Here is a 24,373-nt window from a genome sequence, read left to right on the forward strand (position 1 = left end):
GATGACCATGACCAATCCGTACACCGGGCCGAACGCCCACCCGTATCCCATGCCGCCCGCGCCGCGGCCCGCGCGCCCGGCGCCCCGCTGGGCCCGGAAGCGCTATGTACTGCCCGCCCTCGGCCTGGCCTGGTTCATCGGCGTCGGTATCGGCGCCTCCGGCGACACGACGGCCGACGCGAAGCCCGCGGCCGCCAAGCCGCGGCCGACCATCACGGTCACCGCGACCACCACCGCCACCGCCACACCGCTCGCGAAGAAGCCGGAACCCGCTCCCACGGTCACCGCCACCAAGACCGTCAGAGCCACCACCACGGTCACCGCGCGACCGGCCGCGGGCGGCGGCTCCGACGACAGCGGCTCGGGCGGTTCGGGCGGCTCGGCGGACGTCTACTACGCCAACTGCGACGCCGTCCGGGCCGCCGGTGCCGCCCCCATCCACCGTGGTGAACCCGGCTACGCCTCCCACCTGGACCGGGACAACGACGGGATCGCCTGCGACACGTGACACGAGTACGCCGGTGACCATCGGCGCGTCCGGCCGTTCCACCGTTTGGGCAGCTCGTCGCGGGCTGCCCGGACGACGGAAGGAACACCACCGTGGACACGACCGTGCCCGCCGCCGACGTACCGCGCGTGCTGCCGCGTGACGAGTGGGTCAGGACGCTGCCGCAGACCATCGTCGCCTCGTGCGTGCTGCTCCTCGACGCCGAGGACCGGATGCTGCTGCTGCGCTACGCCGAGGGCCAGCCCGGTGTCGGACTCTGGGGGCTGCCGGGCGGCATGCTCGACCACGGGGAGGACCCCCTCGGTGCCGCGCACCGGGAGCTGCGCGAGGAGACCGGCATCGCCCTGGACGGGGAGCCCCGGCTCATCGGCTACGACCACCGGGCCGATGTGAACGGCACGGGCCCGGTCATCGACTTCTACTTCCACGGAGGCCGTCTCGGCCCCAGGCAGGCCGTCCGGCGCAGCGACGAGCACGACCAGGACGGCCTGTTCGCCCTCGACGACCTGGAGTCCACCGCGCTGGCGGTCCCGCTGCCGGCCCTCGCCGCCCTGCACCGGGCCGCCCTGACCGGGACCGTCGTAGCCCTGCGGGAAGGCCTGCCCGGGTGACCGGGTCGCGTCGCGAGGCGGCGGCCGTCCTGGCGTCCCTCGCGCTGCCCCTGGTCCTCCACTCGCCGTCGTCCCCGGTCGGCACATCGGTTGCGGTCCGCATAGGTGCCCGGCGTCCGGCCTTCCCGAATCCGGCCCCGCCTGAACGGATCGCGGGAGAGCGGGGGCGCGCCTCCGCACAAGGTGCGCCCCCGCTCTTCTCCGTGCTCCGGAGCCGCCGCGATCGGTGAGGGTCGGGGACCGCCGACGGCTCCGGGTCCTTCAGTGGCCCGGCACGGGCCACGGGTCTACCGGTGGTCGCTGCCCTGCGACTGGACCGCCGCCCGGCCCGCCTCCAGCCGGGCGACCGGGATGCGGAACGGGGAGCAGGAGACGTAGTCGAGTCCCACCTCGTGGAAGAAGTGGACCGACTCCGGGTCGCCGCCGTGCTCGCCGCAGACGCCGAGCTTGAGGTCGGGGCGGGTCTCGCGGCCGGCCTGGGCGGCGAGTTTCACCAGGGAGCCGACGCCGTCCTTGTCGATCGTCTCGAACGGGGAGACTCCGAAGATGCCCTTCTCCAGGTAGGCGGTGAAGAAGCTGGCCTCCACGTCGTCCCGGGAGAAGCCCCACACCGTCTGGGTCAGGTCGTTCGTGCCGAAGGAGAAGAACTGGGCGGCCTCGGCGATCTGGCCGGCGGTCAGGGCGGCGCGCGGCAGCTCGATCATCGTGCCGATGGACAGCTTGAGCTGCGTGCCGGAGGCCGCCTCGACCTCGGCGATGACCTTGTCGGCCTCCTCGCGCACGATCTCCAGCTCCTGCACCGTGCCGACGAGCGGGATCATGATCTCGGCGCGCGGGTCGCCCTTGGCGGCCTTGCGTTCGGCGGCGGCCTCGGCGATGGCCCGGACCTGCATGGTGAACAGGCCGGGGATCACCAGGCCGAGGCGCACGCCGCGCAGGCCGAGCATCGGGTTCTGCTCGTGCAGGCGGTGGACCGCCTGGAGGAGGCGGAGTTCGTTCTCGTGCGGCTCCTGGCGGGACTCCGCCAGGGCCACGCGGACCGACAGTTCGGTGATGTCGGGCAGGAACTCGTGCAGCGGCGGGTCCAGGAGGCGGACGGTGACCGGGAGACCGTCCATCGACTCGAAGAGCTGGACGAAGTCCTGCTTCTGCAGCGGCAGCAGCTCCTTGAGGGACTCCTCGCGCTCGGCCTGGGTGTCGGCCAGGATCAGCCGCTCCACCAGCCCGCGCCGGTCGCCGAGGAACATGTGCTCGGTGCGGCACAGGCCGATGCCCTGGGCGCCGAAGCGGCGGGCGCGCAGCGCGTCCTCGGCGTTGTCCGCGTTGGCCCGCACGCGCAGGCGGCGCTTGCGGTCGGCGAACGCCATGATGCGGTGGACCGCCTCGACCAGCTCGTCGGCGTCCTCGGCACCGGCGTGCATCCGGCCCTCGAAGTACTCCACGACCGGGGACGGCACGACCGGTACCTCACCGAGGTACACCTTGCCCGACGAGCCGTCGATGGAGACGACGTCGCCCTCCTCCACGACGTGCCCGCCCGGCACGGTCATCCGGCGGCGCTTGGTGTCGACCTCCAGCTCCTCGGCGCCGCAGACACAGGTCTTGCCCATGCCGCGCGCGACCACGGCCGCGTGGGAGGTCTTGCCGCCGCGCGAGGTCAGGATGCCCTCGGCGGCGATCATGCCGTCCAGGTCGTCGGGGTTGGTCTCGCGGCGGATCAGGATGACCTTCTCGCCGGAGCGGGACCACTTGACGGCGGTGTAGGAGTCGAACACAGCCTTGCCGACGGCCGCGCCCGGCGAGGCCGCGATGCCCCGGCCGACCGTCTCGACCTTCGCGCTCTCGTCGAAGCGGGGGAACATCAGCTGCGCGAGCTGGGCGCCGTTGACGCGGGTGAGCGCCTCGGCCTCGTCGATCAGGCCCTGGTCCACCAGCTGGGTCGCGATGCGGAAGGCGGCGCCCGCCGTGCGCTTGCCGACGCGGGTCTGGAGCATCCACAGCACACCGCGCTCGATGGTGAACTCGATGTCGCAGAGGTCCTTGTAGTGGTTCTCCAGCGTCTCCATGATCTGCATCAGCTGGTCGTACGACTTCTTGTCGATCTGCTCCAGCTCCGCGAGGGGCACGGTGTTGCGGATACCCGCGACCACGTCCTCGCCCTGCGCGTTCTGCAGGTAGTCGCCGTAGACGCCCTGGTGGCCGGAGGCGGGGTCGCGGGTGAACGCCACGCCCGTGCCGGAGTCGGGGCCGAGGTTGCCGAAGACCATCGAGCAGACGTTGACGGCCGTGCCCAGGTCGTGCGGGATGCGCTCCTGGCGGCGGTAGAGCTTGGCGCGGTCGGTGTTCCAGGAGTCGAAGACCGCGTGGATGGCGAGGTCCATCTGCTCGCGCGGGTCCTGCGGGAAGTCCCGGCCGGCCTCGGCCTTGACGATCTTCTTGAACTTGGTGACGAGCTTCTTGAGGTCGGCCGCCTCCAGCTCGGTGTCGACCGTGACCTTCTTGGCCTCCTTGGCCTTCTCCAGCGCGTCCTCGAAGAGCTCGCCGTCGACGCCGAGGACGGTCTTGCCGAACATCTGGATGAGGCGGCGGTAGGAGTCCCACGCGAAGCGGTCGTCGCCGGCCTGCTTGGCGAGGCCCTGCACCGACTTGTCGGAGAGGCCGATGTTGAGGACGGTGTCCATCATGCCGGGCATGGAGAACTTGGCGCCCGAGCGCACCGACACCAGCAGCGGGTCGTCGGCCTGGCCGAGCTTCTTGCCCATGCGCCGCTCCAGCGCGTCGAGGTGCGCACTCACCTCGTCACGCAGTGCCGCCGGCTCCTCGCCGCTGTCCAGGTAGACCTTGCACGCCTCGGTGGTGATGGTGAAGCCGGGCGGCACCGGGAGGCCCAGGTTCGTCATCTCGGCGAGGTTCGCGCCCTTGCCACCGAGGAGGTCCTTGAGGTCCTTGTTGCCCTCGGTGAAGTCGTAGACGAACTTCACGCCGTCAACACTCGTACCGTGATCAGCTACGTGGGGATCTTTGTTTTCCGACACGGGTCTCGACTCCTCGAGGACGCGGTGGCTGCCCTGACGGCGAGGAACATACCCAGATCAAAGGCTTCTGGGTACGTCCACTCGCGCGTCATACGCCTGTAACCACTCGTCCGCCAGCGGATCGAAAGTCAAGGCTCGGCAAGCGATCACAGCCGTATGTTTTCACTTCTTGAACGCACAAACCTCCCATGAGCCAGCGATACGCTCATATGAGCGGCCTTCGGTACGCTTGATTTCGCTCGATGAACGATCAAAGGGTGGCACTCAGTGCCACCCTTTGGAGAAGTGCAGCCGCTCAAGATCCGCTCATCTGAGCGCAACCCTTATCAAGGGTGGCGAGAATCACGCTGCCACAGCCGACGGGATTTCACCATGCGGACGCGTCCCGGGGCCGAAATGTCCCGGTCACACCCCGAGCGCGCGCAGCCGCTCCTCGACCCGTTCGGGGGCATAGAGGTGCTCCACGACCATCGCCCCCGCTCCGACCAGCCCGGACCGCTCACCGAGCCGGGCCGTGACGACGTCCAGGTGGGCGGTGGAGCGGGGCAGCGCCCGCTGGTAGAGCAGTTCGCGCACGCCCGTGAGGAACGGGGTTCCGGCCAGATCTCCGGCGATCATCAGCACCCCGGGGTTGAGCAGCGTCACCACGGTCGCCAGCACGTCCCCGACCCGGCGCCCGGCCTCCCGGGCGAGGCCGACCGCGTCGGGGTGCCCGGAGGCCAGCAGGTCCCGTACGTCCGAGCCGGAGGCCGCCGGCACCCCGGCCTCCGCCAGCCGCCGTGCCACCGCACCCCCGCTCGCGATGGCGGCCAGGCAGCCGTAGGAACCGCACCGGCACAGCGTCTGGGCGCCCTCCGGCACCCGGATGTGCCCGATGTCCCCGGCGCCCCCGTCGATGCCCCGGAACACCGCTCCGTCCACCACGACCCCGGCGCCGATGCCGGTGGAGACCTTGACCAGCACGAAGGCGGAGCAGTCGGGATAGCCGGTGCGCTGTTCGCCGTACGCCATGAGGTTGGCGTCGTTGTCCACCAGCACCGGCACGGGGTCGGCGCCCGTGTGCTCGGTGAGCGCCCGGGCCAGCCGGCTCCTTATGTCGTAGCCGTCCCAGCCGGGCATCATCGGCGGCTGGACGACGCGGCCGGTCTCGGTGTCGACCGGGCCGGGCACGGCCAGCCCCGCCCCGCACACCGACTCGGCCCCGCGGCCGGTCTTCTCCAGCAGTTCGCCGAACCAGCGGCCGAGTTCGCCCAGCACGGCGTCCGGCCCGTCCTCGACGACGAGGGTGCCGGAGTGCTCGGTGAGGATCTCGCCGCTCAGCGACAGCACGGCCGCCCGCGCGTGGCGGGTGTCGAGGTCGGCGGCCAGGACCACCGCGTGCTCGTCGTCGAACTCCAGGGTGATGGAGGGGCGCCCGCCCAGCGGGGAGTCCACCGGCCCCCCGGCGCCCTCGCGCAGCCAGCCCGCGCGGAAGAGCCGGTCGAGCCGCTGCCCGACGGTGGCCCTGGACAGTCCGGTCGCCTGCTGGAGCGCACCCCGGGTCACGGCGCGGCGACTGCGCACCAGTTCGAGCAGTTCGCCGGCACTCGCCTGGCCGGCACCTCGCCCCGTTCTGACGGGCCGTCCGGTCATGCACACCCCCTTGTGTTTCTCAACCTTGCCTTACATAGTGGGTTTTGCGTGTTAAATAGACGTAACCCCACGGTAGCCGCAGCCGAACCGGCCGGCCGGACGTCTTACCGGAGAGCCCCGAGTGGACAGCACCGCCCAACGCGCCCCTCGTCCCACCGGACGAACCGTTGCATACGATCCGTCCAGTGCCGCGACCCCCCTGCACGTCAGGGCCGCCGCCGTGCTGGAGGCCGGCTGGACGGGCTCGTCCACGGTGCCCTCGCGCGGTCTGTATCCGCACCAGTGGTCGTGGGACTCGGCGTTCATCGCGATCGGCCTGCGGCACCTGTCGCCGTTACGGGCGCAGACGGAGCTGGAGACGCTGCTGGCGGCCCAGTGGGCGGACGGACGGATCCCGCACATCGTCTTCAATCCCTCCGTCCCGCTCGACGCGTACTTCCCGAGCCCCGACTTCTGGCGCTCCTCGACCGCGGGGCACGCCGCGGGCGCCCCGCGCACCGTACAGACCTCCGGGATCGTGCAGCCACCGGTCCACGCGCTGGCCGCGTGGCTGGTGCACCTCGCCGACCCCGGTCTGTCCCGGGCGCGCGGCTTCCTCACCCGGATGTATCCCCGGCTCGCGGCCTGGCACCGCTATCTGCTGCACCGGCGCGACCTGGGCGGGGGCGGACTGGTGTCCGTGGTGCACCCCTGGGAGCAGGGTATGGACAACAGTCCCTGCTGGGACCGCCCGCTGTCCCGGGTCACTCCGGCCCCGGCCCGCTCCTTCCGCCGCGCCGACCTCGCCCACGGCTCCCCCGCGAACCGGCCGACGGATCTGGACTACGGGCGGTACGTACGGCTGGCGGCCGACTACCGGGACCGCGGATACGCGGACGGACCGGGAGACTTCGCCGTGGAGGACCCGGCGTTCAACACCCTGCTCATCGCCTCCGAGTACGCCCTGGCCCGGATCGCCCGCGAGCTGGGCGCGGCGGCCCCGGCCCGGCAGGACCGCGCCGAGCGGCTCACCGCCGCCCTGGTGGAGCGGCTGTGGGAGCCGTCGGCGGGGATGTTCCTGTGCCGGGACGTGCGCGCCGGGGAGCTGGTCCCCGAGCGCGGAGTCTCCGGGCTGATCCCGCTGCTGCTGCCGACCCTGCCGCGCGACCTCGCGGCCACCCTGGTGCGCACCCTGGGCGGCCCGCACTTCGGGCTCGGCGGCACGACCCGGCTGGTGCCCAGCTACGACCTGCTCGGCGAGGCCTTCGACCCGCACCGCTACTGGCGCGGCCCGGCCTGGTTCAACACCAGCTGGCTGCTGGAGCGCGGGCTGCGGCTGCACGGCGAGCGCGGCCGGGCCGACGCCCTGCGCAAGGGGATCCTGCACACCGCGGGCGCCTCCGACTTCGCGGAGTACGTGGACCCGTACACCGCACAGGCCTGCGGCGCCACCGGCTTCGGCTGGACCGCCGCGCTCACGCTCGACCTGCTGCACGACCGGCCCGCAGGGGACAGGAACGGCGTCACGGCGATCAAGGGAGGGGACCGGTGATGACCGACCGGCATCATCTGCTCGTGCACGGCGGGACGTTCGCCGCCATCGGCGACCGCGGCGACATCAGCGGCTACCGGGGCGGCAGCGCCCCGGACGGAATGTTCGTACGGGACGCGCGGCACCTGAGCCGGTGGCAGCTCACCGTCGACGGGGCCGTGCCCGACACGCTGACGCCGGTGGCCGACGGGGACACCGCGGCGTGCGTCCTCGTCCCACGCGGTGGGCGCGACGAACCGCCCGCGTACACGCTCTTCCGCGAACAGGCTGTCGGGGACGCCTCGTTCGTGGAGTCGCTGCGGGTCACCAGCAACCGCCCGGCGCCGACGACGGTCCGCCTCGCGGTCACCGCCGACGCCGACTTCACCGACCAGTTCGAGCTGCGCGCCGACCACCGCACCTACGCGAAGGCCGGTGCCGTCCGCGCCCGCCAGGTCCTCGGGCACGGCGTGGAGTTCAGCTACCGGCGCGGCGAGTGGCGGTCCGTCACGACCGTGACGGCCGAGCCCCAGCCGGACACCGTGGAGGAGACCGGCACCGGCGCCCGCCGCCTGGTGTGGACCCTGGACCTCGAACCGCACGGCACGGCCGAGCTGGTCCTGCGGGTCATGGCCCGCCCGCACGGCGACAAGCGCGCCCTGCGCGTGCCCCGCTCCCCCACCGCCCTGAAGGAGCAACTCCTGGCCCGGGAGGGCCGGTTCATGGAGGGCGTGGCCCTGCCCGCCGGCTGGCCGGAGCTGTCCGCGGCCTGCGCCCGGGGCCTCGCCGACCTGGCCGCGCTCCAGGTCCCGGCGAAGGGCCCGGACGGCGAGGAGCTGCGCGTCCCGGCGGCCGGCGCGCCCTGGTTCCTCACCCTGCTGGGCCGGGACGCCCTGCTGACCTCGCTGTTCGCCCTGCCCTACCGGCCCCGGCTGGCCGCCGCCACACTGCCCGCGCTCGCCGCGACCCAGGCCACGGACGCCGGTGCCGGCGAGGTCGCCCAGCCCGGCAAGATCGTGCACGAGGTGCGGCACGGCGAACTGGCGCACTTCGGCCAGGTCCCCTACCGCCGCTATTACGGCTCGGTCGACGCCACGCCCCTGTTCCTCGTCCTGCTCGGGGCGTACACCGAGCAGACCGGCGACACGGGCCCGGCCCGCCGTCTGGAGCCGCACGCCCGGGCCGCGATCGGCTGGATGCTGGACCACGGCGGCCTGACCTCGCGCGGCTATCTCGTCTACCGCGCCGACCAGGGCGGCCTCGCCAACCAGAACTGGAAGGACTCCCCCGGCGCCATCTGCTCCGCCGAGGGCACCCGCCCCCACGGCCCGGTGACGGCCGCGGGCGCCCAGGGCTACGCGTACGACGCGCTGCGCCGCACGGCGTGGCTGGCGCGCACGGTCTGGCAGGACACGACATACGCGGACCTCCTGGAGCAGGCGGCCGGCGATCTGCGCGACCGTTTCCAGCGGGACTTCTGGATGCCGGAGCACTCCTTCCCGGCGCTCGCGCTCGACGGCCGGGGCGAGCAGGTCGACGCGCTCGCCTCCGACGCCGGGCACCTGCTGTGGTCGGGCCTGCTGGACAAGGAGTACGGCGAACAGGCCGGCCGGCGTCTGCTGGAGCCGGACTTCTTCTCCGGCTGGGGCGTGCGCACCCTGGCCGCCGGCCAGCCCGCCTACCACCCGCTCTCCTACCACCGCGGCTCGGTCTGGCCGCACGACAACGCGCTGATCGCCCTGGGCCTGGCCCGCTACGGGCTGCACGACGAGGCCCGCGCGATCGCCCGCGGCCTGGTCGACGCGGCGAGCGCGACCGGCCACCGGCTGCCGGAGGTCCTCGCGGGCTACGGCCGCGACACGCATCCCGAGCCGGTGCCGTACCCGCACGCGTGCGTGCGGGAATCCCGGTCGGCGTCGGCCCCGTTGGCACTGCTCACGGCGGTCGGCGGCGCCTGAGGGCGGTTGGCCGGCCGTTTGCCCGGTGTTTGCCGAGCGCTGGCCCGGTGGGCTGAACACACCTGGTGGGCGCCCCGTACGGAACGGCGGCGGACCCGTACCCCCACGCGGGTCCGCCATCTCGCCGGGTTTCGTACGGGAAGGACCTCCGGGTGCCTGTCTTCACACGCTTTGGCCAGTCATCGCAGCCGGACCTCCCGGGGGACGAGTCCGAGACGGAGGGTGAGGAGAGGGCGGAGGGCGTCACCGCGGCGGTGGGGGCTCCCGCCACCGGATCCCGGCTCGCTCACCTCCGCGCCTGGCGCACCCGCCGTCCCCGGGCCGCCCGCGCCCTCCGTCTGACCACCACCGCCGTCGCCGCCGTCCTGGTGCTCGGGGCCCTGCTCCTGCCCAACACCCTCCCCGCCGTCGAGCCGGACCGCTTCGTGCGGATCCCGGCGGAGGCGGTCGTCGGGGCCGTCGTGATGCTGGTGCTGCCGCGCCGGCCCCGGCTGGTGGCGGCGGTGCTGTACGGGCTCGGTCTCACCGCGCTGACCACGGTGAACCTGCTCGACATGGGGTTCAACGAGTATCTGGGCCGGGGCTTCAACGCCGCGCTGGACTGGGACCTGCTGCCGGACGCGAAGGCCTACGTCGAGGACACCCTGGGCGGGAGCGTGGCGACCGCCGCCGCCGTCGGCGCGGTCCTGCTCATCCTGCTCGTGGCGGCCGTCATGGTCGCGGCGACGATCCGGCTCAGCGACGCACTGGCCCGTCACCGGCCCCGGGCGACCAAAGGCGCCCTGCTCGCCGGCACCGCCTGGGTCACCTGCTCAGCGCTGGGCCTGACGCTGTTCGGCGGCCCGATCGCCTCCGAGCGCGGGGCCGGTGCCCTGCGGGTGCACGCGCAGCGGACGGTGGAGTCGCTGCGCGACGAGGCGGCGTTCGTGGAGCAGTCGAAGGCGGACACCTTCGGCAACACCCCGCCCGGCCAGCTCCTGCCCGACCTGCGCGGCAAGGACGTGATCTTCACGTTCATCGAGAGCTACGGCCGCAGCGCCGTCGAGGACCCGATCATGGCCCCCGGCGTCGACCGCACCCTCGACACGAGCACCGAGGCCCTGGCGAAGTCCGGCTTCCACGCCCGCAGCGGCTGGCTGACCTCGGCGACCTACGGCGGCAGCAGCTGGCTCGGCCACTCCACGACCATGTCCGGCCTGTGGATCGACAACCAGCGCCGCTACCGCACGGTCACCGCGGGGGATCACCTCACCCTCACCAAGGCGTTCCAGAAGACCGGCGCGTGGGACACGGTCGGTGTGATGCCGGGCGTGCAGAAGGGCTGGCCGGAGGAGAAGTGGTACGGCCTCGACAAGCTCTACGACGCCTTCGACCTGGGCTACGAGGGCCCGAAGTTCAGCTGGTCGACGATGCCCGACCAGTACGCGCTGGAGGCGTTCCAGCGCCGGGTGCACGGAAAGAAGCGCGACAAGCCGCTGATGTCGTTCGTCATCCTGACCTCCAGCCACCAGCCCTGGGCGCCCATCCCCAAGACCGTCGGCTGGGACGAACTGGGCGACGGCTCCGTCTTCGACGCCATCCAGAAGTCCGGCAAGAAGGCCGCCGACATCATCACCGACACCACCAAGTCCCGGCAGGAGTACGGCAAGTCCATCCAGTACTCGGTCACCAGCCTCACCCAGTGGCTGGAGCGCTACGGCACCGACGACACCGTCCTGGTCTTCCTCGGCGACCACCAGCCCATCGCCCGGGTCAGCGGCAACCGCGCCAGCCGGGACGTGCCGGTGTCGATCGTCGCGAAGGACCCGAAGGTCCTCGACAAGGTCGCCGGCTGGAACTGGACGGAAGGCCTCAAGCCGGACCGCGACGCCCCCGTGTGGAAGATGAGCGCGTTCCGCGACCGCTTCCTGAAGGCGTTCGGCTCCACACCGCACCCCTCGGGTGGCTGATCAGCCGCCGGAGGTGTCGAGCTCCGCGTCCTCGCCGATGCCCGCGCAGTCGTACGGGTCCTTGAGCCAGCCGTCCGGCAGCACCACCCGGTTGTTGCCGGACGTACGGCCGCGGGGCCCGTCGGCGCCGGCGGGCCAGGGCTGGTCGAGGTCCAGCTCGTCGAGGCCGGCCCGCAGCTCGTCGAGCGACGAGGTGATCGCGAGCCGCTTGCGCATCTCGGAGCCGACCGCGAAGCCCTTGAGGTACCAGGCGACGTGCTTGCGGAAGTCGATCACGCCCCGCGACTCGTCCCCGATCCACTCGCCGAGCAGGGTGGCGTGCCGGACCATGACGTCGGCGACTTCCCGGAGGGTGGGCCGTGCGATGTCCTGAGCGCGCCCCTCGAAGGCCGCGACGAGGTCCGCGAACAGCCAGGGCCGCCCGAGGCACCCGCGCCCCACGACCACTCCGTCGCAGCCGGTCTCCCGCACCATGCGCAGGGCGTCCTCGGCCGACCAGATGTCGCCGTTGCCGAGCACGGGGATCTCCGGCACGTGCTCCTTGAGCCGGGCGATGGCGTCCCAGTCGGCGGTGCCGCCGTAGTGCTGGGCGGCGGTGCGGCCGTGCAGCGCGATGGCGGTGACGCCCTCCTCGACGGCGATCCGGCCGGCGTCGAGGTAGGTGATGTGGTCGTCGTCGATGCCCTTGCGCATCTTCATCGTCACGGGCAGTTCGCCGGCGCCGCTGACGGCCTCGCGCAGGATGCCCCGCAGCAGGTTCCGCTTGTACGGGAGCGCGGAGCCGCCGCCCTTGCGGGTCACCTTCGGCACCGGGCAGCCGAAGTTCAGGTCGATGTGGTCGGCGAGGTCCTCCTCCGCGATCATGCGGACGGCCTTGCCGACGGTCGCCGGGTCCACGCCGTAGAGCTGGATGGACCGGGGGCGCTCACTCGCGTCGAAGTGAATGAGCTGCATGGTCTTCTCGTTGCGCTCGACCAGCGCCCTGGTCGTGATCATCTCGCTGACGAACAGGCCCTTGCCGCGGCTGAACTCCCTGCACAGGGTGCGGAAGGGCGCGTTGGTGATCCCGGCCATGGGGGCCAGGACGACGGGGGGCTGGACGGTGTGCGGACCGATCTGCAGGGGCGTGGACATTCCTCCATTGTGCCGTGCAATGAGATGGCAAAATTCATTAGTTAGCAACACTATCGAAGTCGGCGTACGATGGCGTCCATGCCTGAGCTCAGCCCCCGTCGCCGCATGCTGGTGCTCGCGATCTGCTGCATGAGCCTGCTGATCGTGAGCCTGGACAACACGGTCCTGAACGTGGCCCTGCCGTCGATGCAACAGGACCTGCACGCGAGCACGTCCGGCCTGCAGTGGACGATCGACGCCTACACCCTGGTCCTGGCCTCGCTGCTGATGCTCGCCGGCTCCACGGCCGACCGGATCGGCCGCAAGCGGGTCTTCATGGCCGGCCTGGTCGTCTTCACCCTCGGCTCGGTCCTGTGCTCCCTCGCGCCGAACCTTCAGGCGCTGGTCGCCTTCCGGATGGTGCAGGCCGTGGGCGGTTCGATGCTGAACCCGGTCGCCATGTCGATCATCACCAACACCTTCACCGACCCGCGCGAGCGGGCCCGGGCGATCGGGGTGTGGGGCGCGGTCGTCGGCATATCCATGGCCGCCGGCCCGCTGGTCGGGGGCCTCCTGGTCGAGTCGGTCGGCTGGCGCTCGATCTTCTGGATCAACCTGCCGGTGGGTCTGGCGGCACTGCTTCTCACCCTGCGCTTCGTCCCCGAGTCCCGCGCGCCGAAGGCCCGCCGCCCGGATCCGGTCGGGCAGCTCCTGGTGATCGCGCTGTTCGGCACGCTCACGTACGCGATCATCGAGGCGCCGAGCACACCGCTCACCTCCACCGCCCTGCCGGCCGTCGTCGCCCTGGCCGGGCTGGCCGGACTGCTGTGGTACGAACCACGCCGCGCGCAGCCGCTGATCGACCTGCGCTTCTTCCGCTCGGCGCCCTTCAGCGGAGCCACGGTCATCGCGATCAGCGCGTTCGCCGCACTCGGCGGCTTCCTGTTCCTGTCCACGCTGTACCTGCAGAACGTCCGCGGCCTGAACGCCCTGGAAGCGGGCCTGTGGATGCTGCCGATGGCGGCCCCGACCTTCCTGTGCGCCCCGCTCTCCGGCCGCCTGGTCGGCAGCCGGGGCCCGCGTGTGCCGCTGCTGGTCGCGGGCTGCGCGATGACGGTCAGCGGCATCCTCTTCGCCGCGTTCGAGGCGGAGACGTCGAACGCCACGCTCCTCGCGGGGTACGTCCTGTTCGGCATCGGCTTCGGGTTCGTCAACGCGCCGATCACCAACACGGCGGTCTCCGGCATGCCGCGCGCCCAGGCGGGCGTCGCCGCGGCCGTCGCCTCCACGAGCCGCCAGCTCGGCCAGACGCTCGGCGTCGCGGTGGTGGGCGCGGTGCTCGCCTCCGGCGTGGGCGCGTCCTCCTACCGCGAGATGTTCGTCCCGGCCGCGCGTCCGGGCTGGTGGATCATCGCGGCGTGCGGGTTCGCGGTGCTGGTGCTGGGCGCGGTGAGCAGCGGGCGGTGGGCCCGCAGGACCGCCGAGCGGACGGCCGAGAGGCTGGAGGCGGCGGAGGTGCGGGATGTGGTGGTGACTGCGGAGCGTGCTTAGGGGGCGAGTTGTGGCTGGTCGCGCAGTTCCCCGCGCCCCTGGCGGTCGGTTCCTCTGCTCAGCGCTATGGATCGGAGCTGCTCCAGGCGGTCCCGGGACTCCTGGTCGGCCGGGACGTAGGTGACGATCCGCGGGCCCGTGCCCGGTGTCAGCCACAGGTCCGTGTGGTCGACGGTGATGCGGCCGACGTGGCGGTTGAGGAACTCCTTGCGCTTGGTGCGGTGGGCGACCACCTCGTGGCGGTCCCAGGCCGTGCGGAACGCGGAGGACTCCGTGCGCAGGCGCTTCAGGAGCATCGTCCAGGCGGGCTCGGCGAGATGGCCGGCCATCGCGGCCCGCAAGCGCGCGGCCATCAGCCGCTGCGTCTCCTCCAGGTGCACGATCGACGACTGCCACTCGGCGTGCGTGTAGGACAGGATGACGCAGTTGCGGTCCTCGGGCGGCACCGCGTCCAGGTCGCACAGCAGCAGACCGTACGTGCGGTTGTGGGCGAGGATGTCGTACCGGCTGTTCTGCAGGCAGGCCGGGAACGGCTCGACCTGCTCCAGCAGCGCGCGCATCGCCGGCGTGACCGACGGGCACGTGGTCGCCGGCGTCGGGTCGGCGGCCCCGGCCAGCCGGAAGAGGTGGGCGCGTTCGCTGGGGTCGAGCAGCAGCGCGCGGGCCAGCGCGTCGAGGACCTGGACGGACACCTGGATGTCCCGGGCCTGCTCCAGCCACGTGTACCAGGTGACGCCCACGGCGGAGAGCTGGGCGACCTCCTCGCGGCGCAGCCCCGGTGTGCGGCGCCGGCGGCCGCGGGGCAGGCCGACCTGCTCGGGGGCGATCCGCTCCCGGCGGCTGCGCAGGAACGTCGCCAGCTCGTGCCGCCGGACGTCCGCTTCCCCGGGTGTCCCTGGCGGGCGGGCCGCCGTCTCCTGCGCCATGGTCGTCATACCCTTCAGCCTGCCGCCGCCCGGACCCTGTTTCCAGGTGGCGTTGCTACCAGGATAAGGACACTCTGGTACCAGTCTGGGCGCCACGGCAGGCTGATGACGTGACCACGGAATCCCTCACTTCACGTCCCGTCCGCTCCCCCGCCGCCCCGGCTCCCGTGCTCGGCGGGCTCGGACTGTTCACGGTGCTGCTGGCCGCGGCGCTCCCGCTCATCGACTTCTTCATCGTCAACGTCGCCCTGCCCACCATCGGCTCCGACCTCGCCGCGAGCGAGTCGGTCCTCGAACTCGTCGTCGCCGGGTACGGGGTGTCGTACGCGGTCCTGCTGGTCCTCGGCGGCCGGCTCGGGGACCTGTTCGGCCGGCGGCGGCTGTTCCTCGCCGGCATGGCGGCCTTCGGGCTGACCTCGCTGGCGTGCGGGCTGGCGCCCGGCGCCTGGTCGCTGGTCGCGGCCCGGGTCGCGCAGGGCGCGTCGGCCGCCGCGATGCTGCCGCAGGTGCTGGCCACCATCCAGGCGACCACGACCGGCACCCGGCGCGCGAAGGCCATGGGCCTGTACGGCGCCACCGCCGGGCTGTCCATGGTGGCCGGGCAGATCCTCGGCGGGGTCCTGGTGGCCGCCGACATCGCGGGAACCGGCTGGCGGTCGGTGTTCCTCGTCAACGTGCCGGTCGTCGTCGCCGGGCTGTTCCTGGCCGCCCGCGCGGTCCCCGAGACCCGCTCCACGCGCCCGGAGCCGGTCGACGTCCCGGGCACGGTCCTGCTGGCGGCCTCGCTCCTGACGCTGCTCGTGCCGCTCACCGAGGGCAGGGCGGCGGGCTGGCCGCTGTGGACCTGGCTGTCGCTGGTGGCGTTCCCGTTCGCGGCGGCGGCGTTCTACGTGGTGGAGCGGCGGGCCGACCGCGAGGGCCGTACGCCGCTGGTGCCGCCGAGCCTGTTCGCGCTCGTCTCCCTGCGCCGCGGGCTGCTGCTGGTGCTGCCCTTCTCCATCGGCTTCAGCGGCTTCATGTTCGTGATCGCGGTGGCGTTGCAGCAGGGCGCCGGCCTCGACCCGGTCGCCGCGGGGCTGGCGCTCGCGCCGCTGGCGGTGGTGTTCTTCGTCTTCTCGCTGCTGGGCCCTCGGCTGGTCACCCGGTACGGCACGCGGGTGGTGACGGCGGGAGCCGCGCTCCAGGGCCTGGGCCTGGCCCTGATGGTGCTGGCCGCCTGGCGCTTCTGGCCGCACCTGGGCTTCGTCGAGCTGCTCCCGGGAGCGGCGGTCGCCGGCGCGGGCCAGGCACTGCAACTCCCCGTCATCTACCGGGTCGTCCTCTCCGAGGTGCCGCCCGCCCGCGCCGGTGTCGGCAGCGGCGTGATGATCACCACTCAGCAGTCGGCGCTGGCCCTCGGGGTGGCGACCCTGGGCACGCTGTTCCTGTCCCTGGTCCCGGGGATGGGCATGCGGGACGCCCTGGTCACGACGCTGCTGGTGCAGCTCGCCGGTGTGGTGCTGACCGGCCTGCTCAGCCTCCGGCTGCCGCGCGCGGTCGCCTGAGGTATCTCACGGCCTGATAACTCGCGTCCGGGAAAACCCTGTTGATGTTGGTCTTGCAGCACACTCCTTGCTGCGAGCGGACCGGATCCGCCGTTTTCCTGGACGCGGGAGGCGTCATGGCGCAGAGCGACACCAGCAAGGTCAGCCGCTGGGACCAGCACGGCCGGGAGCATGTGGTGCGGGTGCGGCGCACGGGCGTGCAGCGCACCATCAGATGCGACACCTGCGGCTGGCGCAGGGGCGCCCAGTTCCTGCCCTGGCTGAAGGCCGAGGAACACCTGGCGGAGGCCCACCAGGCGACGGTGGACCCGGCGGCGGCGTGACCGGCCGGCCCTAGTAGAGGATCGAGGGCAGGTACGCCCCGTCGGGCTCGTTGTAGAGCCCGACGGTCATCAGGCTCATCAGCTGCACGACCTTGAGGCCGTTGGACAGGCACCACCTCAGCAGCACGCTGTCGCTCGCGGGGATGAGGATGCCCGGGCCGGCGAACTGCGGGGCCGCCGCGATCAGGGCCTGGAGGTCCGGGGTGGTCTCGCCGACGGCGTGCGCGAAGAAGGCCAGGTCGGTGGCGTACCCGGTGACACGTCCCGCGCGCTCGACGACCCGGGCGGTGCCCTGTTTGAGCCCGTCGGCGACCTCGCCGCCCCGGTCGACGCCGTGGACCTGCCGGCACACGTCGTTGCAGGCGCCCAGGTCCGCGTCCGTGGCCTCCCGCACCACGTAGCCGGGCAGCGCACGCCCGATCGGCGGGCCCTGCACACAGGCCACCGTGGCCCGGTGGACGAAGCCGAGGCTGACGTACAGCGAGAACGACCTGTTGTGGTAGCCGCTCTGCAACAACCGGATGCCCGGCGCCCCGCGCTCGTCGGCCCGCCGCATCACGTCCAGCATCAGGCGGCGGCCCACGCCCGCGTTCTGCACGGCGGGGTCGACGGTGACCGGTCCGACCCCGACGACGGCCGAGCGTTCGTCGAGGAAGTTGCTGCCCACGATCCGGCCGTCGAGCTCGGCGACGACGCTGTAGAAACCGGGGTGCGTCAGGGCTCCCTCGATCACCGCGACACCCACGTCGGGGCTCGGGACGTCGGGTGGGAACGCGTGCTCCCCGGCGATGCCGGCGAAGGCCTCGTAGCAGACCCTTCCGCACTCCGCGGCATCGTCCGCGGTGCCCGGACGCAGTATGAGATCCACGATCGCCAACCCCTTCTCAGCACCCCCGCGCGGCGACCCACCCCTCCCTTCCCATCCTGTGCCTCTCCCGGCGGGGACGCACCCGGTAGGGCGGTCCTCTCAGGCCCGCAGCGCCCGGACCAGCAGGTCCACGAGGGCCGTGAAGTCCGCATCCGTCCCGGGCTCTTCCCACTCCCGGGCGTAGCAGGGGTCGTGGAAGCGGCCCGTGGCGTGGAAGACGGCGCGGGCGGTCGCCCCCGGGTCGGTGGTGGCGAAGGCGCCGGACGCGACGCCCGCCTCGACGATCCGGGTCAGCTGGCCGGTCAGGTCGGCGATGTGCTCGCCCACCACCGTGCCGTTCTCGCCGGTGAGGACCATGTACGTGGCGAACAGCTCCGGATCGTCGCCCGCCTTGCGGCGCTTCGCGGCGAACAGCGTGGCGAGCCAGTCCCGCAGCCGGGCCTCCGGGTCGCGGTCCGCGGCGGCGATGCCGGCCAGCTCCCCGCTCGTGCGGTCCAGCCAGCGCTTGGTGACGGCCTCGCGCAGCGCCGCCTTGGTGCGGAAGTGACGGTAGACGCTGCCGTGGCTGACGCCGAGCGCGCGGGCCACGTCCACCACGGTGGCCTTGGCCGGGCCGTGGCGGCGCAGCACGTCCTCGGTCGCCTCGAGGATGCGCTCGGCGGTAAGGATCTCGCTGGTCGGTGCCATGCCCTGACCGTACCCGGAGCCCGGTTCAGCTCTCGAGGTGTGCCATCTGGGCCGCCGGGTAGCGGTCGCCGGCGGCGGCGCCGGGCGGTACGGCCTCCTCGATCGCGGCCAGGTCGGCCGCGTCCAGCGTGACGTCCAGCGCGCCCAGCGCCTCCGTGAGCCGGTCGCGGCGGCGGGCGCCGACCAGGGGCACGATGTCCTCGCCGCGGGCGAGCACCCAGGCGATGGCGATCTGCGCGACGGTGACGCCCTTCTGCTCGGCGATCTTCCGCAGCGCCTCGACGAGGTTCAGGTTGTGCCGGAGGTTGTCCCCCTGGAAGCGCGGCGACATCGCCCGGAAGTCGCCGGCGCCGAGCTGCCGGTCGGCGGTGAAGTGGCCGGAGATCAGGCCCCGGGAGAGCACGCCGTACGCCGTGATGCCGATGCCCAGTTCGCGCGTGGTGGGGAGGATCTCGTCCTCGATGCCGCGCGAGATGAGGGAGTACTCGATCTGGAGGTCGGAGACGGGCGCGGTGGCGGCGGCGCGCCGGATCGTCTCGGCGCCGACCTCGCTGAGGCCGATGTGCCGCACGTATCCCTTCTCGACCAGTTCCGCGATCGCGCCGACCGTCTCCTCGATCGGCACGTCGGGGTCGAGGCGGGCGATGCGGTAGACGTCGATGTGGTCGACGCCGAGCCGCTGGAGGGAGTACGCGGCGAAGTTCCGCACGGCGGCGGGCCGGCCGTCGTAGCCGGACCAGCCGCCGTCCGGGCCGCGCAGGGCGCCGAACTTCACACTGACCAGGGCCTGTTCACGCCGGGCGGCGGGGGCCGCGCGCAGGGCCTCGCCGATCAGCATCTCGTTGTGGCCCATGCCGTAGAAGTCGCCGGTGTCCAGCAGGGTGACGCCCGCTTCGAGCGCCGCGTGGATGGTCGCGATGGACTCGGCCCGGTCCGCCTCGCCGTACAGCGCGGACATGCCCATGCAGCCGAGACCGAGGGCGGAGACCTGGGGTCCGGTGGTTCCGAGGGTTCGGGTTCGCATCGTCATGGCATCCACCCTGCCATGACAAATGACAGATTTCAATATCTGTCATCCGATACTTGTCAGCCCCTCGCGGAACCCCGGCTACCGCGCCGTGACCGCCAGCTTCGCCCCCAGCGCCACGAACGACCCCGCGAAACCCCGCCGCAGCCACGCCATCACCCGGGGCCGCCCGATCACATGGCTGCGCACCGACGCGGCCAGCACCCCGTACGCGGCGAACACGGCGAAGGTCGCCAGCATGAACACCCCGCCGAGTCCCGCCATGCGCACCACCGCGTGCGGCTCACCGGGGCTCACGAACTGCGGCAGGAACGCGAAGAAGAAGATCGTCAGCTTGGGATTGAGGATGTTGATCAGCACACCCCGTACGATCACCCGCCGCGCGGAGACCGGCGCCGCCCGCCGCTCCTCCACCACGAGCGCCTCCTTGTCCCGCACCGTGGCCCACGCCATGAACAGGAGGTAGGCGACCCCGGCGTACTTCACCACCTGGAACGCGGTGGCGCTGGCGTGCAGCAGGGCGGCGACCCCGGTGACCGTGGCCAGCAGATGCGGCACGATCCCGAGCGTGCACCCGACGGCCGCGACGATGCTCGCGCGCCGGCCGCGGGAGAGCGCTGCCGCGAGGGTGTAGACGACGCCGGTGCCCGGCGTGGCGACGACGACCAGAGTGGTCAGCAGAAAGGCGATGCTCATGCGCTCACCCTGGCGCCGCGCCACGCGCGGAAACAGGGCCAATCGGCGGCGGCCCTGAGGGACCACTCGGCCGTCCACGCGTGAAACGCGCCGGTGCCGGGCCCCTCCGAAGAGGAACCCGGCACCGGCGTGTGTACGGGAAGCGGTCAGCAGCCGACCAGGCGGGCCGCCAGGTAGCCCTCGATCTGGTCGAGGGAGACGCGCTCCTGCTTCATGGAGTCCCGCTCGCGGACGGTGACCGCGTCGTCCTCCAGCGTGTCGAAGTCGACGGTCACGCAGAACGGCGTACCGATCTCGTCCTGGCGGCGGTAGCGGCGGCCGATCGCGCCGGCGTCGTCGAACTCGATGTTCCAGTTCTGGCGCAGCGCCTGGGCGAGGCCCTTGGCCTTCGGGGACAGCTCCGGGTTCCGGGACAGCGGGAGCACCGCGACCTTCACCGGGGACAGGCGCGGGTCGAGGCGCAGCACCGTGCGCTTCTCCATCTTGCCCTTGGCGTTGGGCGCCTCGTCCTCGATGTAGGCGTCCAGGAGGAAGGCCAGCATCGCGCGGCCGACACCGGCCGCGGGCTCGATGACGTACGGAGTCCAGCGCTCGCCGGCCTCCTGGTCGAAGTAGGTGAGGTCCTGGCCGGAGGCCTTGGAGTGGGCACCGAGGTCGTAGTCGGTGCGGTTGGCGACACCCTCCAGCTCGCCCCACTCGCTGCCGCCGAAGTTGAAGCGGTACTCGATGTCGGCGGTGCGCTTGGAGTAGTGGGAGAGCTTCTCCTTGGGGTGCTCGTACCAGCGCATGTTCTCTTCACGCAGGCCGAGACCGGTGTACCAGTTCCAGCGCTGCTCCATCCAGTACTCCTGCCACTTCTCGTCCTCGCCCGGCTTGACGAAGAACTCCATCTCCATCTGCTCGAACTCGCGGGTGCGGAAGATGAAGTTGCCCGGCGTGATCTCGTTGCGGAAGGACTTGCCCATCTGGGCGATGCCGAACGGCGGCTTGCGGCGGGAGGTGGTCTGCACCTGGGAGAAGTTGGTGAAGATGCCCTGGGCGGTCTCGGGGCGCAGGTAGGCGATGGAGCCGGAGTCCTGCGTCGGGCCGAGGTGCGTGGACAGCAGGCCCGAGAACTGCTTGGGCTCGGTGAACTGGCCCTTGTTGCCGCAGTTGGGGCAGTTGACGTCGGCCAGGCCGTTCTCCGGCGGGCGGTTGTGCTTGGCCTCGTAGGCCTCCTCCAGGTGGTCCGCGCGGAACCGCTTGTGGCAGGAGGTGCACTCGGTCAGCGGGTCCGTGAAGGTGGCGACATGGCCGGAGGCGACCCAGACCTCGGGGGCCAGGATCACGGACGAGTCGATCCCCACGACGTCCTCGCGCGACGTCACCATGTAGCGCCACCACTGGCGCTTGAGGTTCTCCTTGAGCTCGACACCCAGCGGGCCGTAGTCCCAAGCGGCGCGCTGACCGCCGTAGATCTCACTACAGGGGAATACGAAGCCACGGCGCTTGCTCAGGCTGACGATGGTGTCGATCTTGTCGGCGGCCACGGTGCTCTCTTCATTACGACGACGAATACTGACGGTGCGGCGCGGAAGCGCCTCGATGAGGGGTGGTGGTCGGGAGACGGGCGGGCGAAGCGAGTTGCTTCCAGCGAATGCTTCAGGTTACCGGCGGGGGCGCCCCCTCAATCAAATCGCTCCCCCTCCCGCGACCGCCAGGCCCCCTCCACGGAACCGGCCCGGCTCCATTGTTGACAACGGTTTCCATATTTGTTGAAAATGAGTGTCATGAACGTACGACGACGCCTCATATCCGCCTCCGCCGTCAGCGCGGCCACCGCTCTCGGCCTCGGCGCCCTCTCCGCCTGCTCCAGCGACAGCGCGGCGACGGGCAACACGGACAAGTTCGATGTCGTCGCGTCGTTCTACCCGATGGCGTTCCTCGCCGAGCAGATAGGCGGCGGCCACGCGAACGTCACCAGCCTGACCGAACCCGGCCAGGAACCGCACGACCTGGAGATCAGCACCAAGCAGCGGGCGCAGCTCGAAGAGGCCGACGCGGCGCTCTACCTCAAGGGCCTCCAGCCCGCCGTCGACGAGGCGGTCTCGCAGACCGGCGTCAAGACGAAGATCGACGCGGCCACGCTGACGACCCTGGAGGACCACGGCAACACCGAGCACGACCACGGGGGCGAGGAGGGCCACGCCGAGGAGGAGGGGCACTCCGAGGAGGCCGAGCACGCGCGCGACCCCCACATCTGGCTGGACCCGGTGAAGTACGCCGAGGTCGCCCAGGGCGTCGGCAAGGCCTTCGAGAAGGCCGACCCCGACCACGCGGCCGACTACAAGAAGAACACCGCGGTCCTGGTCCAGAAGCTGAACGGGCTCAACGGCGACTTCGAGAACGGCCTGAAGGACACGAAGACCAAGGTCTTCTTCACCAACCACGCCGCCTTCGGCTACCTCGCCGAGCGCTACGGCCTCACCCAGGAGGCCATCTCCGGCCTCGACCCCGAGAGCGAGCCCAGCGCCGCCCGGGTCAGGGAACTCCAGCAGGAGGCCAAGGCCGACGGTGTCACCACCGTCTTCTACGAGACACTGGTCTCCGACAAGACCGCGAAGACCCTGGCCCGGGACGCGAAACTGAAGACGGACGTCCTCGACCCGCTCGAGGGCATCACCGACAAGTCCCGCGGCGACGACTACTTCCAGGTGATGGAAGCCAACCTCAAGGCCCTGCAGACGGCCCTGGGAGCCAAGTGATCGACCCATCGGAGGACGGCATGACCGAGCCCGTCGTATCCCTGCGCGGCGTCCGCGCCGACCTGGGCTCGCGCCCCGTCCTGCGCGGCATCGACCTCACCGTGCACCACGGCGAGGTCGTCGCGCTGCTCGGCGCGAACGGCTCCGGCAAGTCCACGGCCGTGCGCAGCATCATCGGCCAGGTGCAGACCGGAGCCGGCAAGATCGAACTGTTCGGCACGGACCGCAGGCGGTTTCGCGACTGGCACCGCGTGGGCTATGTCCCGCAGCGCACCACGGCCGCCGGCGGCGTGCCCGCCACGGTGACCGAGGTGGTCTCCTCGGGCCGCCTGTCCCGGGCCCGCTTCGGCGTGCTGCGCAAGGCGGACCACACGGCCGTACGGCAGGCCCTGGAGCTCGTCGGCATGGCCGACCGGGCCAAGGACTCCGTCAACGCGCTCTCCGGCGGCCAGCACCAGCGGGTCCTGATCGCCCGCGCGCTCGCCTCCGAACCGGAGCTGCTGATCATGGACGAGCCGATGGCCGGTGTCGACCTGGCCAGCCAGGAGGTGCTCGCGCACACCCTGCGCGAACAGGTCTCGCAGGGCACGACCGTGCTGCTCGTGCTGCACGAACTGGGCCCCCTGGAGCCCCTCATCGACCGGGCGGTCGTCCTGCGCGACGGCTGCGTCGTGCACGACGGACCGCCCCCGAAGGCGGTCGGGCAGCACGCCCTGCCCGGCCACGACCACGTACACCCGCACGCACCCGCGGGCGCCGAACCGATCCGCACGGGACTGCTGAGCTGATGGACTTCCTCGACTACGCCTTCATGCAGCGGGCACTGCTCGCCGCCGTCCTGGTCGGCATCACGGCCCCCGCGGTGGGGATCTACCTGGTCCAGCGCCGCCAGGCCCTGATGGGCGACGGCATCGGGCACGTGGCGATGACCGGCGTCGGCCTCGGCTTCCTGCTGACCTGGTCACCGGTGTGGATGGCGACCCTCGTCTCGGTCATCGGCGCGGTCCTCATGGAGCTGATCCGCTGGTACGGCAGGACCCGCGGCGACATCGCCCTCGCGATGCTGTTCTACGGCGGCATGGCCGGCGGTGTGATGTTCATCAACCTCGCGCCGACGGGCTCCAACGCCAATCTGACGTCGTATCTCTTCGGCTCCCTGTCGACGGTGTCCGAGTCGGACGTCACGGCGATCTGCGTGCTGGCCGCCTTCGTCGTCCTGGTCACCCTCGGACTGCGCCGGCAGCTGTTCGCGGTCAGCCAGGACGAGGAGTTCGCCCGGGTGACGGGCCTGCCGGTGCGGGCCCTGAACCTGCTGACCGCGATCACCGCGGCCGTCACGGTGACGGTGGCGATGCGCGTGGTCGGCCTGCTCCTGGTCAGCGCGCTGATGGTGGTGCCCGTCGCGGCCGCCCAGCAGATCGGCCGCAGCTTCGCCGCGACCTTCGTGATCGCCGTCGCGATCGGCGTGAGCGTGACGATCGGCGGCACCGTCACGTCGTACTACCAGGACGTCCCGCCCGGCGCGACGATCGTGCTGCTGACCATCGGCGCCTTCGTCGTGCTGACGGCGCTCGCGGCCCCGCTGGCCCGCCGCCGCGCCCGTGCCCGGAGCGCGGCGCATTCCGCCCATGACCCTGCCGAGTGCGCGATTCCGGCCACCCGGGACGCAGCCGACGAAGTCGGCGTCTGAC

20 protein-coding genes are annotated in these 24,373 nt (G+C 71.8%); 11 read left to right on the forward strand and 9 right to left on the reverse strand.

Annotated elements, in window-relative coordinates; genetic code table 11:
- The first annotated feature begins 7 nt into the window (after positions 1-7).
- Both ACFZDA_RS06210 and ACFZDA_RS06215 read left to right on the forward strand, forming a co-directional pair.
- The gene (locus tag ACFZDA_RS06210; RefSeq protein ID WP_391075656.1) at positions 8-508 is read left to right on the forward strand and encodes an excalibur calcium-binding domain-containing protein; all 501 of its coding nucleotides are present in this window, start codon (positions 8-10) and stop codon (positions 506-508) included.
- A gap of 92 nt (positions 509-600) precedes the next feature.
- Positions 601-1,119: an NUDIX domain-containing protein gene (locus tag ACFZDA_RS06215; protein WP_391075658.1), complete on the forward strand. Its 519-nt coding sequence runs from the start codon at positions 601-603 to the stop codon at positions 1,117-1,119.
- 287 nt (positions 1,120-1,406) lie between these two features.
- Here the strand turns inward: ACFZDA_RS06215 and ppdK are convergent, their stop codons facing one another.
- Both ppdK and ACFZDA_RS06225 read right to left on the reverse strand, forming a co-directional pair.
- Positions 1,407-4,154, reverse strand: coding sequence for a pyruvate, phosphate dikinase (ppdK, locus tag ACFZDA_RS06220; RefSeq protein WP_391075662.1), 2,748 nt, complete (start codon positions 4,152-4,154; stop codon positions 1,407-1,409).
- A gap of 405 nt (positions 4,155-4,559) precedes the next feature.
- Positions 4,560-5,786: an ROK family protein gene (locus ACFZDA_RS06225; protein ID WP_391075665.1), complete on the reverse strand. Its 1,227-nt coding sequence runs from the start codon at positions 5,784-5,786 to the stop codon at positions 4,560-4,562.
- A 121-nt stretch (positions 5,787-5,907) separates the two neighbouring features.
- Here ACFZDA_RS06225 and ACFZDA_RS06230 point away from each other — a divergent pair, with 121 nt between their 5' ends.
- From ACFZDA_RS06230 to ACFZDA_RS06240, 3 genes are all read left to right on the forward strand, one after another.
- The gene (locus tag ACFZDA_RS06230) at positions 5,908-7,317 is read left to right on the forward strand and encodes a hypothetical protein (RefSeq protein WP_391075669.1); all 1,410 of its coding nucleotides are present in this window, start codon (positions 5,908-5,910) and stop codon (positions 7,315-7,317) included.
- Positions 7,317-9,254, forward strand: a complete 1,938-nt coding sequence (locus tag ACFZDA_RS06235; RefSeq protein ID WP_391075672.1) for a glycogen debranching N-terminal domain-containing protein — start codon at positions 7,317-7,319, stop codon at positions 9,252-9,254. The genes ACFZDA_RS06230 and ACFZDA_RS06235 overlap by 1 nt, the downstream gene beginning before the upstream one ends.
- A gap of 152 nt (positions 9,255-9,406) precedes the next feature.
- A complete protein-coding gene (locus ACFZDA_RS06240) occupies positions 9,407-11,203 on the forward strand; it encodes a CDP-alcohol phosphatidyltransferase (RefSeq protein ID WP_391075674.1) in 1,797 nt (598 codons plus the stop codon).
- Here the strand turns inward: ACFZDA_RS06240 and dusB are convergent, their stop codons facing one another.
- Complete coding sequence (dusB, locus tag ACFZDA_RS06245; RefSeq protein WP_391075677.1) at positions 11,204-12,337, reverse strand: tRNA dihydrouridine synthase DusB; 1,134 nt, start codon at positions 12,335-12,337, stop codon at positions 11,204-11,206.
- 78 nt (positions 12,338-12,415) lie between these two features.
- On the opposite strand from dusB, the gene ACFZDA_RS06250 reads away from it, so the two are divergent.
- Complete coding sequence (locus ACFZDA_RS06250) at positions 12,416-13,867, forward strand: DHA2 family efflux MFS transporter permease subunit (protein WP_391075680.1); 1,452 nt, start codon at positions 12,416-12,418, stop codon at positions 13,865-13,867.
- Here ACFZDA_RS06250 and ACFZDA_RS06255 read toward each other — a convergent pair.
- Positions 13,864-14,802 (reverse strand): helix-turn-helix domain-containing protein, encoded by a 939-nt coding sequence (locus ACFZDA_RS06255; RefSeq protein ID WP_391075683.1) that lies wholly within the window; start codon positions 14,800-14,802, stop codon positions 13,864-13,866. The genes ACFZDA_RS06250 and ACFZDA_RS06255 overlap by 4 nt on opposite strands.
- 101 nt (positions 14,803-14,903) lie before the next feature.
- On the opposite strand from ACFZDA_RS06255, the gene ACFZDA_RS06260 reads away from it, so the two are divergent.
- Together ACFZDA_RS06260 and ACFZDA_RS06265 are read left to right on the forward strand one after the other, a co-directional pair.
- A complete protein-coding gene (locus ACFZDA_RS06260) occupies positions 14,904-16,337 on the forward strand; it encodes an MFS transporter (protein ID WP_391075686.1) in 1,434 nt (477 codons plus the stop codon).
- Between the two features lie 116 nt (positions 16,338-16,453).
- Positions 16,454-16,660, forward strand: coding sequence for a hypothetical protein (locus ACFZDA_RS06265; protein ID WP_391075689.1), 207 nt, complete (start codon positions 16,454-16,456; stop codon positions 16,658-16,660).
- A 10-nt stretch (positions 16,661-16,670) separates the two neighbouring features.
- On the opposite strand, the gene ACFZDA_RS06270 is transcribed toward ACFZDA_RS06265, so the two are convergent.
- The 5 genes from ACFZDA_RS06270 to ACFZDA_RS06290 form a co-directional block, all read right to left on the reverse strand.
- On the reverse strand, positions 16,671-17,528 hold the full coding sequence (locus ACFZDA_RS06270) for a GNAT family N-acetyltransferase (RefSeq protein WP_391075693.1): 858 nt from the start codon (positions 17,526-17,528) through the stop codon (positions 16,671-16,673).
- A 99-nt stretch (positions 17,529-17,627) separates the two neighbouring features.
- Complete coding sequence (locus ACFZDA_RS06275) at positions 17,628-18,215, reverse strand: TetR family transcriptional regulator (protein WP_391075696.1); 588 nt, start codon at positions 18,213-18,215, stop codon at positions 17,628-17,630.
- Positions 18,216-18,240: 25 nt separating this feature from the next.
- Complete coding sequence (locus ACFZDA_RS06280; protein WP_391075699.1) at positions 18,241-19,245, reverse strand: aldo/keto reductase; 1,005 nt, start codon at positions 19,243-19,245, stop codon at positions 18,241-18,243.
- A 78-nt stretch (positions 19,246-19,323) separates the two neighbouring features.
- On the reverse strand, positions 19,324-19,938 hold the full coding sequence (locus ACFZDA_RS06285) for a LysE family transporter (RefSeq protein WP_391075702.1): 615 nt from the start codon (positions 19,936-19,938) through the stop codon (positions 19,324-19,326).
- A 146-nt stretch (positions 19,939-20,084) separates the two neighbouring features.
- Complete coding sequence (locus tag ACFZDA_RS06290) at positions 20,085-21,467, reverse strand: glycine--tRNA ligase (protein WP_391075705.1); 1,383 nt, start codon at positions 21,465-21,467, stop codon at positions 20,085-20,087.
- 240 nt (positions 21,468-21,707) lie between these two features.
- On the opposite strand from ACFZDA_RS06290, the gene ACFZDA_RS06295 reads away from it, so the two are divergent.
- Genes ACFZDA_RS06295 through ACFZDA_RS06305 form a run of 3 tightly spaced genes read left to right on the forward strand, consistent with a single transcriptional unit; the run spans position 21,708 to position 24,372 of the window.
- Positions 21,708-22,682, forward strand: coding sequence for a metal ABC transporter solute-binding protein, Zn/Mn family (locus tag ACFZDA_RS06295; protein WP_391075708.1), 975 nt, complete (start codon positions 21,708-21,710; stop codon positions 22,680-22,682).
- A gap of 20 nt (positions 22,683-22,702) precedes the next feature.
- Positions 22,703-23,470, forward strand: a complete 768-nt coding sequence (locus ACFZDA_RS06300) for an ATP-binding cassette domain-containing protein (protein WP_391075711.1) — start codon at positions 22,703-22,705, stop codon at positions 23,468-23,470.
- A complete protein-coding gene (locus ACFZDA_RS06305; RefSeq protein WP_391075713.1) occupies positions 23,470-24,372 on the forward strand; it encodes an iron chelate uptake ABC transporter family permease subunit in 903 nt (300 codons plus the stop codon). Before ACFZDA_RS06300 ends, ACFZDA_RS06305 begins: the two co-directional genes overlap by 1 nt.
- Position 24,373 lies beyond the last annotated feature (1 nt).

Source organism: Streptomyces sp. NPDC007991, assembly GCF_042958445.1.
GTDB lineage: Bacteria > Actinomycetota > Actinomycetes > Streptomycetales > Streptomycetaceae > Streptomyces.

What these genes read in the sequence shown, in the direction of transcription:
- ACFZDA_RS06210 (WP_391075656.1), top strand. Translation starts at nt 8, where the DNA reads ATGACCAATCCGTACACCGGGCCGAACGCCCACCCGTATCCCATGCCG.
- ACFZDA_RS06225 (WP_391075665.1), bottom strand. Translation starts at nt 5,786, where the DNA reads ATGACCGGACGGCCCGTCAGAACGGGGCGAGGTGCCGGCCAGGCGAGT.
- ACFZDA_RS06235 (WP_391075672.1), top strand. Translation starts at nt 7,317, where the DNA reads ATGACCGACCGGCATCATCTGCTCGTGCACGGCGGGACGTTCGCCGCC.
- dusB (WP_391075677.1), bottom strand. Translation starts at nt 12,337, where the DNA reads ATGTCCACGCCCCTGCAGATCGGTCCGCACACCGTCCAGCCCCCCGTC.
- ACFZDA_RS06250 (WP_391075680.1), top strand. Translation starts at nt 12,416, where the DNA reads ATGCCTGAGCTCAGCCCCCGTCGCCGCATGCTGGTGCTCGCGATCTGC.
- ACFZDA_RS06255 (WP_391075683.1), bottom strand. Translation starts at nt 14,802, where the DNA reads ATGACGACCATGGCGCAGGAGACGGCGGCCCGCCCGCCAGGGACACCC.
- ACFZDA_RS06265 (WP_391075689.1), top strand. Translation starts at nt 16,454, where the DNA reads ATGGCGCAGAGCGACACCAGCAAGGTCAGCCGCTGGGACCAGCACGGC.
- ACFZDA_RS06275 (WP_391075696.1), bottom strand. Translation starts at nt 18,215, where the DNA reads ATGGCACCGACCAGCGAGATCCTTACCGCCGAGCGCATCCTCGAGGCG.
- ACFZDA_RS06280 (WP_391075699.1), bottom strand. Translation starts at nt 19,245, where the DNA reads ATGACGATGCGAACCCGAACCCTCGGAACCACCGGACCCCAGGTCTCC.
- ACFZDA_RS06285 (WP_391075702.1), bottom strand. Translation starts at nt 19,938, where the DNA reads ATGAGCATCGCCTTTCTGCTGACCACTCTGGTCGTCGTCGCCACGCCG.
- ACFZDA_RS06295 (WP_391075708.1), top strand. Translation starts at nt 21,708, where the DNA reads ATGAACGTACGACGACGCCTCATATCCGCCTCCGCCGTCAGCGCGGCC.
- ACFZDA_RS06300 (WP_391075711.1), top strand. Translation starts at nt 22,703, where the DNA reads ATGACCGAGCCCGTCGTATCCCTGCGCGGCGTCCGCGCCGACCTGGGC.
- ACFZDA_RS06305 (WP_391075713.1), top strand. Translation starts at nt 23,470, where the DNA reads ATGGACTTCCTCGACTACGCCTTCATGCAGCGGGCACTGCTCGCCGCC.